The 14,743-nt window shown below is 71.0% G+C and carries 14 protein-coding genes; 9 read left to right on the top strand and 5 right to left on the bottom strand.

The features are described from left to right. Positions 1-2: 2 nt before the first annotated feature. Both BMW78_RS00450 and BMW78_RS00445 read right to left on the bottom strand, forming a co-directional pair. The gene (locus BMW78_RS00450; RefSeq protein ID WP_091755390.1) at positions 3-932 is read right to left on the bottom strand and encodes a LysR family transcriptional regulator; all 930 of its coding nucleotides are present in this window, start codon (positions 930-932) and stop codon (positions 3-5) included. A gap of 105 nt (positions 933-1,037) precedes the next feature. Then, positions 1,038-1,529: a glutathione peroxidase gene (locus tag BMW78_RS00445; RefSeq protein ID WP_091755388.1), complete on the bottom strand. Its 492-nt coding sequence runs from the start codon at positions 1,527-1,529 to the stop codon at positions 1,038-1,040. Between the two features lie 65 nt (positions 1,530-1,594). Between BMW78_RS00445 and BMW78_RS00440 the strand changes: the two genes are divergently transcribed. After that, positions 1,595-2,428, top strand: a complete 834-nt coding sequence (locus BMW78_RS00440; RefSeq protein WP_091756433.1) for an NAD-dependent protein deacetylase — start codon at positions 1,595-1,597, stop codon at positions 2,426-2,428. Here BMW78_RS00440 and BMW78_RS00435 read toward each other — a convergent pair. Next, positions 2,425-3,048, bottom strand: coding sequence for a class I SAM-dependent methyltransferase (locus tag BMW78_RS00435; RefSeq protein ID WP_218144183.1), 624 nt, complete (start codon positions 3,046-3,048; stop codon positions 2,425-2,427). The two genes, BMW78_RS00440 and BMW78_RS00435, sit on opposite strands and share 4 nt — an antisense overlap. An 18-nt stretch (positions 3,049-3,066) precedes the next feature. Here BMW78_RS00435 and BMW78_RS00430 point away from each other — a divergent pair, with 18 nt between their 5' ends. Both BMW78_RS00430 and BMW78_RS00425 read left to right on the top strand, forming a co-directional pair. Then, positions 3,067-3,555 carry a GNAT family N-acetyltransferase gene (locus BMW78_RS00430; RefSeq protein WP_091755386.1) on the top strand — a complete coding sequence of 163 codons (489 nt, stop codon included), beginning with the start codon at positions 3,067-3,069 and terminating at the stop codon, positions 3,553-3,555. Between the two features lie 132 nt (positions 3,556-3,687). Then, complete coding sequence (locus BMW78_RS00425; protein WP_091755384.1) at positions 3,688-4,101, top strand: DUF4259 domain-containing protein; 414 nt, start codon at positions 3,688-3,690, stop codon at positions 4,099-4,101. 63 nt (positions 4,102-4,164) lie between these two features. Here the strand turns inward: BMW78_RS00425 and lexA are convergent, their stop codons facing one another. Beyond that, the gene (gene lexA / locus BMW78_RS00420; RefSeq protein ID WP_091755382.1) at positions 4,165-4,926 is read right to left on the bottom strand and encodes a transcriptional repressor LexA; all 762 of its coding nucleotides are present in this window, start codon (positions 4,924-4,926) and stop codon (positions 4,165-4,167) included. 269 nt (positions 4,927-5,195) lie between these two features. On the opposite strand from lexA, the gene BMW78_RS00415 reads away from it, so the two are divergent. Further along, positions 5,196-5,618, top strand: a complete 423-nt coding sequence (locus BMW78_RS00415) for a LysM peptidoglycan-binding domain-containing protein (RefSeq protein WP_143056095.1) — start codon at positions 5,196-5,198, stop codon at positions 5,616-5,618. A 15-nt stretch (positions 5,619-5,633) separates the two neighbouring features. Here the strand turns inward: BMW78_RS00415 and BMW78_RS00410 are convergent, their stop codons facing one another. After that, a complete protein-coding gene (locus tag BMW78_RS00410; RefSeq protein ID WP_091755380.1) occupies positions 5,634-6,890 on the bottom strand; it encodes a CHAP domain-containing protein in 1,257 nt (418 codons plus the stop codon). A gap of 221 nt (positions 6,891-7,111) precedes the next feature. Between BMW78_RS00410 and BMW78_RS00405 the strand changes: the two genes are divergently transcribed. The 5 genes from BMW78_RS00405 (at position 7,112) to BMW78_RS00380 (ending at position 14,730) form a co-directional block, all read left to right on the top strand. Beyond that, entirely contained in the window at positions 7,112-7,837 is a 726-nt protein-coding gene (locus tag BMW78_RS00405) for a ZIP family metal transporter (protein WP_091755378.1), read from the top strand. 92 nt (positions 7,838-7,929) lie between these two features. After that, positions 7,930-11,265 carry a formate dehydrogenase gene (gene fdh, locus BMW78_RS00395; protein WP_177180220.1) on the top strand — a complete coding sequence of 1,112 codons (3,336 nt, stop codon included), beginning with the start codon at positions 7,930-7,932 and terminating at the stop codon, positions 11,263-11,265. Next, complete coding sequence (locus tag BMW78_RS00390) at positions 11,265-12,329, top strand: 4Fe-4S dicluster domain-containing protein (protein ID WP_091755372.1); 1,065 nt, start codon at positions 11,265-11,267, stop codon at positions 12,327-12,329. Before fdh ends, BMW78_RS00390 begins: the two co-directional genes overlap by 1 nt. After that, positions 12,326-13,390, top strand: a complete 1,065-nt coding sequence (gene nrfD, locus BMW78_RS00385; protein ID WP_091755370.1) for an NrfD/PsrC family molybdoenzyme membrane anchor subunit — start codon at positions 12,326-12,328, stop codon at positions 13,388-13,390. Before BMW78_RS00390 ends, nrfD begins: the two co-directional genes overlap by 4 nt. Then, a complete protein-coding gene (locus tag BMW78_RS00380; protein WP_245735578.1) occupies positions 13,387-14,730 on the top strand; it encodes an L-lactate MFS transporter in 1,344 nt (447 codons plus the stop codon). The genes nrfD and BMW78_RS00380 overlap by 4 nt, the downstream gene beginning before the upstream one ends. Positions 14,731-14,743 lie beyond the last annotated feature (13 nt).

Below are 14,743 nucleotides of genomic sequence, written 5' to 3'. Positions count from 1 at the left end.
GGTCAGGTGCTGGCGAGCACCCGGGGCTGGGCCTTGGCGGCCTCGACCAGGGCGTCGATGGTCGCCTGCACCGCGGGCACCCGCTGCAGGTCCGGGGTGGTCACCACGTGCACCTGACGACGGGACGCCGGCCGGATGGGCAGCGTGACCACGTCGCTGTGGTGCGCCGTGCGCAGGATGAGGTCGGGGATCAGGGCCACGCCGAGGCCCTCCGCGACGAGGCCGAGCACGGCGACGTAGTCCTCGGTCTCGAACGCGACGTCGGGGGAGAACCCCTCGGCCGAGCACATCTGCAGCAGGTGGCCGCGGCACCGCGGGCACCCGGCGATCCAGGGCTCGGAGGAGAGGTCGGCCAGGTCGACGACATCGCGGTCGGCGAGGGGGTGGTCCTTCGGCAGGGCCAGCCGCACCTCGTCGTCGAGCAGCTTCTGGGTCACGAACAGGTCGAGGTCCTCCTCGCCGCGGCCGAGGTCGGTGCCCTCGTAGGCGAACGCCACGGCCAGGTCGCACTCACCGGCTCGCAGGGCAGCGAGCGACTCCGGGGGCTCGGCCTCGGTGAAGGTGACCTTGACCTCGGGGAAGCGCTCGCGGACCAGGGCCAGCGCCCGGGGCACCAGCGTCGCCGACGACGACGGGAACGCCATGAGCCGCACGCGTCCTGCGCGCAGGCCGGCGATGGCGGCGACCTCCTCCTCGGCGGCGTCGAGCGCCGAGAGCACCGTGACGGCGTGGCGGGCGAGCACCTGGCCGGCCTCGGTCAGGCGGACACTGCGCCCGATGCGCTCGACGAGCACGGTGCCGGTGCGCTGCTCGAGGCGGCGCACCATCTGGGAGATGGCGGGCTGGGAGTACCCCAGGGCGAGGGCGGCCCCGGTGAAGCTGCCCTCGTCGGCGATGGCTTTCATGACGCGGAGGCCCGCTGCGTCGATCATGGGTCAAGGATAACGAGATGTTATCGAAGAAGCCAGATCCGGAATGACCCGTGATGTACCGTCCGCCCGCTTAGCGGCCAGGTGGCCGGCCGAGTGGGCATGCCCTCAGTCGGTGAGCAGGCCCTCGACGCGCTCGCGGAGCCGCTCGTCGCCGGGCTCCACGCGCGGAGCGAAGCGTGCGACCACGGCGCCCTTGCCGTCGACGAGGAACTTCTCGAAGTTCCACGTCACGTCACCGTCGCGCCCTTCGTCGTCCGCCGTCGCGGTGAGCTCCTCGTAGAGGGGGTGGCGTCCGGGGCCGTTGACCTCGACCTTCTCCGTCATGGGGAAGGTGGCGCCGTAGGTCGCCGAGCAGAACTCGGCGATCTCCTCCGCGGTGCCGGGCTCCTGGCCGCCGAACTGGTTGCATGGGATGCCGACCACGGTGAACCCACGGGGACCGTACTCGCGCTGCAGCTCCTCGAGCCCGGTGTACTGCGGCGTGAGCCCGCACTGGCTCGCCACGTTGACCAGCAGCGCGGGCTTTCCCTCCGTCAGCTGGCCCACCGTCGCCGGGGTGCCGTCGAGCCGGTTGATCGCGATGTCGAGGACGCTCATGGTCGACGACCCTGCCACACGGCCGCACTGCGGCAGGCGGTGACCCCTGACGCATACTGGTGGGCATGCCCGGCGTTGCCACCGTCCTCGACGAGTTCGTCGACCTGCTGGCCGGCGGCGACGTGCTCGTCCTCACGGGCGCCGGGATCAGCACGGAGTCCGGGATCCCGGACTACCGCGGACCCGACGGCAAGCGGCGCGTGCAGCCCATGCAGTACTCCGAGTTCGTCGGGTCGTCGACCGCGCGCCAGCGCTACTGGGCGCGCAGCTACGTCGGGTGGCAGCGGTTCTCCAGCGCCGGCCCCAACGCCGGCCACCGTGCCGTCGCCACCCTCCAGCGCGCGGGGATCGTCGGCCCGGTCATCACGCAGAACGTCGACGGCCTCCACCAGGCGGCCGGGGCGGCGGAGGTCACCGAGCTGCACGGCGCCCTGGAGCGGGTGGTCTGCCTGACCTGCGGTGACCGCACCAGCCGGTGGGACCTCGACGAGCGCATGCGCCAGGCCAACCCGGGCTACGAGGTCAGCAGCAACGAGATCCGCCCCGACGGCGACATCGCCCTGAACGCCCTCGACGTCGAGGACTTCGTCGTGCCGCTCTGCCTCGTCTGCGGGCGCGACACCCTCAAGCCCGACGTCGTCTTCTTCGGCGAGTCGGTGCCCAAGCCGGTGGTGGAGCACTGCTTCAGCCTCACCGAGCGCGCCCGTGCTCTGCTCGTCCTCGGGTCGTCCCTGAAGGTGATGTCCGGCTACCGCTTCGTGCGGCGGGCCGCCGCGCACGGCATACCGGTCGGCATCATCACGCACGGACCCACGCGCGGGGACGGGGAGGCGACGCACCGGCTCGACGCGCCTCTCGGGACGACGCTCACCGAGCTGGTCAGCCGGCTCGCTGCCTAGCCGGCGGCCCGGTCGGCGGGTCGCCTGGCCACCAGCACCACGTCGATCGCGTCGCCGGCGTCGGTGGGGCGCAGCACCTCCTCGCAGCGCTCGACCTCGAGCCCGGACGCGGACGCCCGCAGCTGCTCGGTGGTGTGCAGGATGCTCGGGTCCTGCGGGCCGCCGACACCCTCGGTCAGGTTGCGCAGGGCGTGCCCGACCACGACCAGCGCGCCGCCGGGGGAGAGCCACTGGCCGAGCCGCGAGAAGACGTCCTCCGGGACGTGCAGGTAGGCGACGAGGACGAGGTCGAAGGCAGTGCCGGCCGGCGGTTCCCACGCGGTGACGTCGGCGACCACCCACTCGACCTCCACGCCCCGGCTGCGACCCTCCTCGCGCCCGCGGTCGATGCCGACCGCGGAGAAGTCGACGGCGGTCACCTGCCACCCGCGCTCGGCCAGCCAGAGGGCGTGGCGCCCCTCGCCCGCGCCGAGGTCCAGGGCCCGTCCCGGTGGCCAGTCACCGACGATGGCCGCCACCTCGCGGTTGGGGCCGCTGCTCCAGACCCGGTCGGACGCGGCATACCGCTCGTCCCACATCTGCGGCCCCCGGCCGCCTCGCGACTCGCTGCTGGTCTGCATGCCCCTAGCATCGCGCGTGTGACCCTGATCCGTCCCGCCCACGAGGCAGACCTGGCCGCCGTGGCCGCTATCTACAACGTCGAGGTGGAGCAGGGCGTGGGCACCTTCGACACCGAGCCCAAGGGCCCGGGCCACTTCGCCGCCCGTCTCGACGCGGCCGACCCCCGCGACGTCTTCCTGGTCGCCGAGGAGGGCGGCATCGTGGGCGGCTTCGCCTACTCGGGGCCGTTCCGACCCAGGCCGGCGTATGCCGCGACGCGCGAGACCTCGGTCTACCTCGCCTCGTCGGCGCGTGGCCGTGGGCTCGGGCGGGCGCTGTACACCGAGCTGCTGGCCCGGCTGGACGCTGCCGACGTGCACACCACCATGGCCGTCATCGCCCTGCCCAACGACGCCAGCGAGGCCCTGCACGCGGCCCTCGGCTTCGAGCGGGTGGGGGTCCTGCGCGAGGTGGGCCACAAGCACGGCCGGTGGGTCGACACCGCCTGGTGGCAGCGGCTGCCCTGACCCACGGCGGCAGACATCTGCTGTCGCAGCGGGGAGATCCTCGCGGCAGAGGGTGTCCTGACGGCGGCGCCGGGTTCTACCATCGACCCGTCCGCCAGTAGGTCGGCGAGCAGGTGACGATGGGGTGGTGTCATGGCACGCGTCCGAACCGGACCGTTCGAGAACGACGACGCGCTCGACTTCCTCGACCAGCTCGAGGAGGCCGAGCCGGCTGAGCGCCCTGTCAGGGTGCTGCGGGCCCTGCGCCGCGTGGTCGGCACCGAGGAGTACATCGACGCGCCCGTGATGGCCGAGGCGGTGGCCGCCGCGGCCGTGGTGGCCGCGAGCGAGGACCCGGAAGCCGTGGTGGGGGAGCGCTACCTGCCACCCTGGCTGGACAGCGACCCCCTCGACGTCGACGAGGAGCTCGAGGAGCTGGCCTCGCAGGCCCTGCACCGCGCGCTGCGGCCCGACCAGAACGAGTGGTGGGAGCTGTGGGAGGAGGCCGCCGCCACCGACGACGTGACGGAGGTCGTCAGCCGCTACCTCGAGGTGTTCGGCGACTGACGCCCCGCGCCGACTTCTTCGCCAGCGCCCTCAGGCGTCAGCCCGTCCGACGCACCTGCCCCCTCAGACGCGGCGCAGGACGGCCGTGACCTTGCCGAGGATGGTGGCGTGGTCGCCGTCGATCGGCTCGAAGGCCGGGTTGTGCGGCAGCAGCCAGACCTTGCCGTCCTTGCGCTTGAACGTCTTGACGGTCGCCTCGTTGTCGAGCATGGCCGCGACGATGTCGCCGTTGTCGGCCGTCGGCTGCTGGCGCACCACGACCCAGTCGCCGTCGCAGATGGCGGCGTCGACCATGGAGTCGCCGACCACCTTGAGCAGGAACAGCTGGCCCTCACCGACGAGCTGCTTGGGCAGCGGGAAGACGTCCTCGACGAGCTCCTCGGCCGTGATCGGCACGCCGGCGGCGATCTGGCCCAGCACCGGCACGTAGGACGCCTCCGGGCGCTGGTCGTTGATCCCCGTCTCGTCGTAGCCCGCGTCGGCGTCGTCCGCTGCAGCCCCGCCCCGGTAGCCACGCAGGTCGGCGGCGCGCCCCGCGCCGCGGCCGGTCCCCTTGCCCTTGCCCCGGTCGGGGGAGACCACCTCGATGGCGCGCGGCCGGTTCGGGTCGCGGCGCAGGAAGCCCTTGCGCTCCAGCGTCGCGAGCTGGTGGGCGACCGAGCTGGGACTCGTCAGCCCCACGGCCTCACCGATCTCACGGAGGCTCGGCGGGTACCCACGGCGGTCCACCGCGTTGCGGATCACCTCGAGGACCCGGCGCTGGCGCACCGTGAGCCCGTCGCCGCGCTCTCGCTCCGGCAGCTCCTTGACGTTGTCGTCGCTCATGCCGCTCCTCATTCGTGCAGGTCAGGTGCCGTGGGCCGGGGTCTCACCGGGTCGGCGCGGGTGCTGGTCGAGATGGGTTGTCAGTGGCCTCTGATGTGCTTCGAGGCATGAGCACAGCGTATGGAGTTCGAACACAGTTGCCAAACATGTGTTCGACGCGTGTCTTGAACCGTTCGAACATGCGTGCTACAAATCGACCAGGAGCTTGTTCGAACACCCGTTCGGACAGCACGGTCCCGCAGCCGTGGGGCCAGGAGAGGGGAGAGACCATGAGTGCAGCAGCCGCTTGGGACCTGAACGCCGCGCCGGTGCGGGTGCCGGGGTCCGTACCCGGTCGCGCTGCCCGCCCGAGCCTGGTCCTCGTGCCGACCGGCGATGCCGTCCCCACGTCGGCGCCCGGCCGGCTCCGCCTCACCCGGGCCGGTCGCCTGGCCGTCACCCTGACGGTCGCGGCCGTCCTCCTCGCCGTCGCCACCGTGGCCCTGGTCTCCCGGGCCGGTGCCGCCGCGCCGGCCCCCGTGGCCGACCACGCCGTCACGGTCGCCCAGGGGCAGACGCTCTCCGAGATCGCCGTCCGGGAGCTGCCGGGCCTGCCGGTCGCCGCTGCCGTCGCCGAGCTTCAGCTGGCCAACAACCTGCCGAGCGCCCACGTGCACGCTGGTCAGGTCCTGGTCGTCCCCGCCCGCGGCTGACGGCGGACCAACCGCTCAGAGCTTCGCCGTGTCGGCGATGTGGCTCCACTTGACCGGGGTGCGGGTCCCGGCCATGTCGATGGCCTTCTGGTCCACCGTCGTGGAGGGCTTCCACCCGCCGACCTGGGTCCACGACGAGACGTACTGCGCCACGCCGGACTTCATGAGGTACACCCGCCCGCTGGTCCGGCCCTTGAGGTAGGCGCCGTCCCGCGGCTTGTGGGTGAGGTGGTTCCACTGGGCGCCCGAGCCGGCCTTGTCGATGGCCACCTGGTCGACGACGAGTGACGGGGCCCAGCCGCCGATGTTGGCCCAGGCCGAGACGTAGACAGGCGAGCCCCCGGCCACGCGGTAGACCTCGCCCCGCTGGGCGCCCTTGATGAGCGTGCCCTCGGCCGGCTTGGCCCGCAGGTGGTTCCACCGACTACCGGCACCGGCGTTGTCGATGGCCGCCTGGTCCACGGTCGTCGTCGGCTGCGACCTGCCGAACGCGCTCCACGTGGAGACGTAGACCGGCGCGCCACCGGCGACCCGGTAGATCTCCCCGCGCTGGGCCCCCCTGAGGAACGTGCCCTCCGCCGGGTACCGCGGCAGCGAGGCCAGCGATGTGCTGCTGAGCAGGTGGGTCGGCTTCCAGCCGCCGAACGCCGTCCAGGTAGAGACGAAGACCGGGGTCCTGCCGACCAGCTGGTAGGTCTCGCCGGTCTCGCGGACCTTGACGAAGCTGCCCGAGGCCGGCGGCTGGTAGGCGGTGTCCTTGAAGTGGATGAAGTTGCTCGGCCAGTTGCGGTCGCCCTTGGGGATGCGCCAGCGGTACGAGCCGCCACCCCACGACGAGTCAGAAATGGTGATGTAGCTCGACGTCACCTCCTCGACGTATCCGACGTGCCCGGCGCTCGGGGCGTAGACGCTCCCGTAGTTCCACTGGGCGATGGCGCCGGTGCGCGCGGTGGTGTCCACCCGGAAGCCGCGCTTCTTCGCGTTCGTCGCCCAGCCGCCGCCGTTGCCCAGGCCGCTCTGCTGGGGCACGCCGTTGCGGGCGAGCCGGTAGGCGGCGTAGTTGGTGCAGTTGTTGCCGGTGCTGTTCACCGGGTAGCCCCAGACCGACCTGCCGGCGTAGCCGGAGAAGCGGATGCAGCTGGTCGAGGCGGACTTGCACTCGTAGACGATCGAGGCGGCGCCGGCCGAGGTCGTCGACGTGCCGACGGCCGCGGAGCCGAGGAGGATGACGGCGGCCAGACGTGCGGACGGGCGGAGCAGTGCGTTGCGCATGACTTCCCGGGGGTAGGGGACGAGGAGCGGCTACGGAGGCCCCCACACCAGGGAGAAAAGCACCGCAGCAGGGCCAGGGCCGGTAACAGACTGCCTGACCGAGTCGCAGATGTACGACAAATGGGTGAATATCACCCCTGTAATTCGCACGCCGAAGGAACGGCGGGCCCGGACGGGCGCCGACGCAGTGTCGCCAGACGAGAAGAGGACGGTGGGGGCCGGTGCTGGAGGCGGCGTTCTGGGGTTTCGTCGGAGGGGCCGCGCTCCTCGTCGGCGGGTATGCCGGCATCAGGCTCTCGACGTCGCTGCGCAGCATCGGGCTCGTCATGGCCTTCGGCTCCGGCGTGCTGATCAGCGCGCTGACCTTCGAGCTCATGCGTGAGGCCTCCGACCTCGCCGGTGGCGTCGCGGCCGTGGTCGCCATGATCGCGGGGTCCCTGACGTTCTTCGTGGGCGACTGGTTCATCGACCGACGCGGCGGGGACCGCCGCAAGAGCCCCCACAAGTCCGCTGCCGGCACCGGCGGGATGGTCCTCGTGCTCGGGTCGCTGCTGGACGGCATACCGGAGAGTGCCGCGATCGGGGTGAGCCTCATCGGCGGCGGCAGCGTGGGGGTGGCCGTGGTCGCCGCGGTCTTCCTCTCCAACGTGCCCGAGGCCCTGTCGGCCTCGGCCGGCATGAAGGCCAGCGGCCGCTCCACCGGCTCGATCATGGGCATCTGGGTCGCGGTCACCGCGGCGTCCACGCTCGCGGCCGCGCTCGGGTATGCCGTTTTGAGCCACGCCGGCGACGGGCCCACCGGGGCGGTCGAGGCCTTCGCCGCCGGTGCCGTGCTCACCATGCTCGTCGACACCATGGTCCCCGAGGCGGTGGAGCACGCGGGCGCCCTGGTGGGCATCGTGACGGCCCTCGGTTTCGCTGCCGCCTTCCTGCTGTCGGTGGCGTGATGAAGCTGCGAGCTGCGGCCGAAAATGAGCGGTCGCTTCGGATCGCGGGCTGTGACAGGCGGGGTTAGGGTGCCGACAAAGGAGGCGGGTTGATGGACGCGAAGAAGACCTTCCTGTCGTGGCCGGTGCTGCGGCAGTTCAGGAGTGGTGACTTCCTCGGGCGTGGCCCGGCGGTGACGTCGGAGCGCACGCGCACCCTCGAGCCGCGCACGAAGACCGCCGACCGGGTCGTGCAGAGCGTGTGCCCCTACTGCGCCGTCGGCTGCGGTCAGCGCGTCTACGTCAAGGACGAGAAGGTCGTGCAGATCGAGGGCGACCCCGACTCGCCGATCTCGCGAGGGCGCCTCTGCCCCAAGGGGTCTGCAAGCGAGCAGCTGGTCAACAGCCCCATACGCCAGACGCACGTCCTCTACCGGCGCCCCCACGGCACGTCCTGGGAGCGGATGGACCGCGACACCGCCATCGACATGATCGCCGACCGGTTCGTCGAGTCGCGTCGCCGCACCTGGCAGGACGCCGACGAGCACGGCAGGCCGCTGCGGCGCACCATGGGCATCGCCTCGTTGGGGGGAGCCACCCTCGACAACGAGGAGAACTACCTCATCAAGAAGCTCTTCACCGCCGCGGGCGCCATACAGATCGAGAACCAGGCCCGTATTTGACACTCGTCCACGGTCCCCAGTCTGGGGTCCTCGTTCGGGCGCGGTGGCGCGACTCAGCAGGTGCAGGACCTGGCCAACGCCGACTGCATCGTCATCCAGGGCTCCAACATGGCCGAGTGCCACCCGGTGGGCTACCAGTGGGTGACCGAGGCTCGGCTTAAGGGCGCCAAGGTCATCCACATCGACCCGCGCTTCACGCGCACGTCGGCGACGGCCGACAAGCACGTGCCGATCAGGGCTGGCAGCGATGTCGTGTTCCTCGGCGCGCTGATCAACCACATCCTCGCCAATGACCTGTACTTCAAGGAGTACGTCGTCGCGTACACCAACGCGGCCACCATCGTCAGCGACGAGTTCAAGGACACCGAGGAACTCGACGGGCTCTTCTCCGGCTACGACGAGGAGCTCGGCAACTACGACCCGTCGAGCTGGGCGTACGCCACTGAGGGCGAGGGGGAGGACGCCTCCCCGGGCACCATCGGCGGACCTGCGGCCGGCCACGAGCACGGGCACAGCACGTCCGAGCGTTCCGCCGGCGACGAGCACGGTTCCGGTGGCCCGGCGCTCGAGCACGCGCGGGTCAAGCGCGACGAGACACTGCAGGACCCCAACACGGTCTTCCAGATCCTCAAGCGGCACTACTCGCGCTACACCCCGGAGATGGTGGCCGACGTCTGCGGCGTCAGCGTCGACGACTTCCACTACGTCGCCAAGGCGCTCACCGAGAACAGCGGCCGGGACCGCACGTCGGCGTTCTGCTACGCCGTCGGCTGGACCCAGCACACCCTCGGCGCCCAGTTCATCCGCACGGCCGCCATCATCCAGCTGCTGCTGGGCAACATGGGGCGTCCCGGCGGCGGCATCATGGCGCTGCGTGGCCACGCCAGCATCCAGGGCTCGACCGACATCCCGACGCTCTACAACATCCTTCCCGGCTACCTCGCCATGCCGATGGTCGGCAACCACGACACGTGGGACGACTACGTCGCCGCCATCGCCAACAAGGCGCAGAAGGGCTTCTGGGCCAACGCCGACGCGTATGCCGTGAGCCTGCTCAAGGCGTGGTGGGGCGACGCCGCGACCAAGGAGAACAACTGGGCGTACGACTACCTGCCCAGGCTCACCGGCGCCCACGGCACGTACCAGACGACCATGGCCATGAAGGACGGCGAGGTCGAGGGGTACTTCCTGCTCGGGCAGAACCCCGCCGTCGGGTCGGCCCACGGCCGGATGCAGCGCCTGGCCCTGGCCGAGCTGAAGTGGCTCGTGGTGCGCGACCTGCAGATGATCGAGTCGGCGACGTTCTGGAAGGACGCGCCCGAGATCGCCACGGGTGAGCTGGAGACGGAGAAGATCGGCACCGAGGTCTTCTTCCTGCCGCCCGCCTCACACGTCGAGAAGGCAGGCACGTTCACGCAGACCCAGCGGCTGCTCCAGTGGCGGCACAAGGCGGTCAACCCGCCGGGTGACTGCCAGAGCGAGCTGGAGTTCTTCTTCGAGCTGGGCAAGCGGATCCGGGAGCGGCTCGCCGGCTCCGACGACCCGCGCGACCGCCCCCTGCTCGACCTCACCTGGGACTACCCGCTCGACGAGGACGGCGAGATCAGCGGCGAGGCGGTCCTGCAGGAGATCAACGGCCGCCACCTCTCCGGTGAGCGCGCCGGCGAGCTGGCCGACATGTACACCGACCTCAAGGCCGACGGGTCCACGAGCTGCGGGTGCTGGATCTACTCCGGGGTGTACGCCAAGGGCGTCAACCGCGCGGCCAACCGCAAGCCCGGTCGCGAGCAGAGCCCGGTCGCGCAGGAGTGGGGCTGGGCCTGGCCCGACAACCGCCGCATCCTCTACAACCGCGCCTCGGCCGACCCCGAGGGCAAGCCGTGGAGCGAGCGCAAGAAGTACGTCTGGTGGGACGAGGAGAACCAGACCTGGACCGGGCTCGACACCCCGGACTTCGTCAAGACCAAGGCGCCGTCGTACCGACCGGAGCCCGGCACGGGCGGACCCGATGGGCTCGCCGGTGACGACCCGTTCGTCATGATGGCCGACGGCAAGGGCTGGCTGTTCACGCCGAAGGGCATGCTCGACGGCCCGCTGCCGACGCACTACGAGCCGCAGGAGTCCCCGGTCCAGAACCCGCTCTACGGCCAGCAGAGCAACCCGGCCCGACGCGTGTTCCCGCGCAAGGACAACCTGTGGAGCCCGTCCGGCACGGCACCGGGTTCTGAGGTCTACCCGTTCGTGTTCACGACGTACCGGCTCACCGAGCACCACACCGCAGGCGGCATGAGCCGCTGGCTGCCGTACCTCTCCGAGCTCCAGCCCGAGATGTTCTGCGAGGTCTCCCCGGAGCTCGCCGAGGACCGCGGGCTGGTGAACGGTGGATGGGCCACCATCGTGTCGGCCCGGACGGCGATCGAGGCCCGGGTGCTGGTGACCGACCGGATGACCCCGTTGGTCATCAGCGGCAGGACGATCCACCAGATCGGGCTGCCCTACCACTGGGGAGTCGGCAAGGAGGCCGTCGTCAGTGGCGACAGCGCCAACGACCTGCTCGGTGTGGCGCTCGACCCGAACGTGCAGATCCAGGAGTCCAAGGTGGGCTCGTGCGACATCCGGCCCGGTCGGCGGCCACGCGGCGAGGCCATCCTGCGGCTGGTCGAGGAGTACCAGTCACGGGCCGGTGTCACCGTCGAGACCTCCAACCAGCTCAAGACAGCCGAGTCCAACCCGACCGAATCCAACCCGACCGAGGACGGCCACTGATGGGCTACCTGGACCGCCAGCTGTCGGGGCCGACCGACCCCATCGCCGATGCGGCGTGGGAGGAGCCGAGGAAGCGCAAGGGTTTCTTCACCGACACCTCGATCTGCATCGGGTGCAAGGCGTGCGAGGTGGCGTGCAAGGAGTGGAACGCCATCCCGCAGGACGGCAACCTCGACCTGCTGGGGTCCTCCTACGACAACACCGGCGCGCTCGGCGCGAGCACGTGGCGGCACGTCGCCTTCATCGAGCAGACGAGCGACCGCATCGAGCAGGCGAGGGAGTCAGGGCGTCGCCTGGTCGACCTCGGTATGCCGGTCATGCCGCCGAGCCAGCCGATGTCGCCTCCGCACACCGCCGGCATCGGTCCGTCGCCGGCGGCGCCGGGCATCGACTCGAGCGGTGGTCCGGTCGACCTCGTCGGTGGCATGGAGAGCGCGGTCGCGCAGGCGACCATGGCGGCGGCCACCGGCACCGTCCCCGACTTCCGCTGGCTGATGTCCTCCGACGTGTGCAAGCACTGCACCCACGCGGGCTGCCTCGACGTCTGCCCGACCGGCGCGCTGTTCCGCACCGAGTTCGGCACGGTGGTGGTGCAGCCCGACGTCTGCAACGGCTGCGGCTACTGCGTGGCGGCCTGCCCGTTCGGGGTGATCGAGCGCCGGCCGACCGACAACACGGTCACCAACCACGGCAACGCGCAGAAGTGCACGCTCTGCTACGACCGCCTTCGCGACGACCAGACGCCGGCCTGCGCCAAGGCCTGCCCGACGACGTCGATCAAGTTCGGCGACCTCGACGAGATGGTCGCCACCGCGCAGGAGCGGGTGAGCACGTTGCGCGACAACGGGTTCACCGAGGCCCGTCTCTACGGCGCCAATGCCGAGGACGGCGTCGGCGGCACCGGCTCGGTCTTCCTGCTGCTCGACGAGCCGGAGGTCTACGGCCTGCCGCCGGACCCCAGGGTCCCGACCGCGGCCCTGCCCGACATGTTCCGCAAGGCCGGCATGGCCGGCCTGGCCATGCTCGCCATGGCCGCAGCCTCGTTCCTGGGGAGACGACGATGACGACCAACCCGCTCGACGCCGACCGCCCGCCCGAGCTGCCGCGCAGCGGCCGCCGACGGGGCAACGGTGGTGGCAAGCGACGCGACGAGTCGCTGATGGTGCCGGACGCGAAGTTCGAGAGCTACTACGGCCGCAGCGTCGTCAAGGCGCCCCCGTGGACGGAGGAGATCCCCACCTACCTCTTCCTCGGTGGGCTCGCGGCGGGCTCGGGCCTCATCGGCGCGGGCGGGTCGGCCCGCAACCTGCCGGCGCTGCGTCGCCGCGGCCGGTTCGCCGCGCTGGCGGCGGTCGCCCTCGGCGGTGGAGCCCTGGCCAAGGACCTCGGTCGCCCGGAGCGCGCGCTCAACATGATGCGCACCATCAAGCTGACGTCGCCGATGTCCGTCGGCTCCTGGATCCTGGCGGCGTTCGGCACCTTCGCCAGCGTGGCCGCGGCGGCGGAGATCGGCCGCCAGCTGCCTCACCAGGACGGCCTCCTCGCCAAGACGCTGCGCGTCGTCGACCCGCCGGCCGCCATCGGTTCGGCACTCTTCTCGGCGCCCCTGGCGGCATACACCGCGGTGCTCCTCTCCGACACCGCCGCACCCACGTGGCACGAGTCGTACCGCGAGCTGCCGTTCGTGTTCGTGGGCTCGGCCAACGCCGCGGCCGCCGGCCTGGCGCTCATCATGAGCCCCGCCGACCAGAACGGACCGGTCCGCAAGATGGCCGTCAGCGGTGCTGCCCTCGAGCTGGGGGCCGGTCAGCTCCTGCGGCGCAACATGCACCCGCTGCTGGCCGAGCCGCTGCACCAGGGCAAGGCCGGGCGTCTCCTGCGCGCTGCCGAGATCCTCACCGGTGGCGGCGCGATCGGTGCGATGCTGTTCGGCCGCAACCGCATCGGCGCCGGCCTGAGCGGCGTCGCCCTGCTGGCCGGCTCGGCCCTGACCCGCTTCGGCATCTTCGAAGCGGGTATGGAGTCGGCGAAGGACCCGAAGTACACCGTGCAGCCCCAGCGTGAACGGCTGGAGCGTCGCCGGGCCGATGGGGTCACGAACGACTCCATCACCACCATCCGGTGACCGCACCGGACGTCCAGGGAGGGTATGCCGTGACGGAAAGTCGCAGTGCCACAACAGCTTCCACGGGGGAGGCGACGACCACGGGCGCACCGAACCGGTGGCTCATCCTCGTCGCCGCAGTCCTCGTCCAGCTCGCCATCGGCGCCGTCTACGCCTGGAGCGTGTTCGGCAAGGCGTTGCAGGCCCCGGAGGCGTTCGGGTGGTCGAAGTCCAAGGCGTCGGTGCCCTTCGAGGTAGTGATCGGCATGATCTTCGTCGGCAGCTACATCGGCGGCCGGATCCAGGACCGCAGGGGCCCGCGGGTGGTCGCTCTTGTGGGCGGCGTCATCTACAGCATCGGTGTCATCCTCGCCTCGTTCGCCGACGCAGACCGCTTCTGGCTGCTGATCGTCGGCTACGGCCTGCTCGGTGGGTTCGGCCTCGGCATGGTCTACATCGTGCCGATCGCCATGCTGCAGAAGTGGTTCCCCGACAAGCCCGGCCTCATCACCGGCATCGCTGTGGCAGGCTTCGGCTTCGGCGCGGTCATCACCGCACCGCTCGGCCAGAGCCTGATCGACAACACGCCTGCCATGCCCACCAAGGCGTTCCTGCCGCTCGGCATCGGCTACCTCGTGGCCATCCTCATCGGCGCGTCCCTCTTCCAGAACCCGCCCAAGGGCTACGTGCCTCCCGGCCTCACCACTGCGGCGGCGGGACCGGCCAAGGACAAGCCGGTGGCCACCGGACCGGTGGCGGCCAGGCGGGACTTCACCCAGGACGAGGCGCTGCGCACCCCCCAGTGGTACCTGCTGACCGCCATCCTCACCCTCAGCGTCACGGCGGGCATCTCACTCATCAGCGTGGCGGCGGGCAGCGCCACCGACGTCGCCGGCTATTCCAAGGTCGCGGCCGCCAGCCTCGTCGGCACCCTGGCGATCTTCAACGGCGGGGGCCGCATCTTCTGGGGCTGGATCTCCGACCGCATCGGCAAGATGCCGGCCTTCATGGGCATCCTCGGCATCCAGGGCGTCTGCCTGATCCTCATCCCGCACGTGGCCAACGCCGCCCTGTTCGCGATCCTGGCCGCGCTGGTCTACACCTGCTACGGCGGCGCGTTCGGCACCATGCCGTCGACGGCCGGCAAGTTCTTCGGCGTCTCCAACGCGGGCGCGATCTACGGCCTGATGCTCATCGGCTGGAGCATCGGCGGCGTGATCGGGCCGCTGCTCATCGCCAAGCTCATCGGCGACACCAAGGCCTACACGCTGGGGTTCACCGTCGTCGGCATCATCGCCCTCGCCGCCCTGGTCATCCCGCTCATCACCAAGCCCCCGACCGAGGAGCAGCACGTCCACTGAGCACGTCCACTGG

This window comes from Pedococcus cremeus (assembly GCF_900111375.1).
Taxonomy (GTDB): Bacteria; Actinomycetota; Actinomycetes; order Actinomycetales; family Dermatophilaceae; genus Pedococcus_A; species Pedococcus_A cremeus.
The sequence above is the reverse complement of the archived record's forward strand: the minus strand, read 5'-3'. Positions and strand labels throughout refer to the sequence as shown.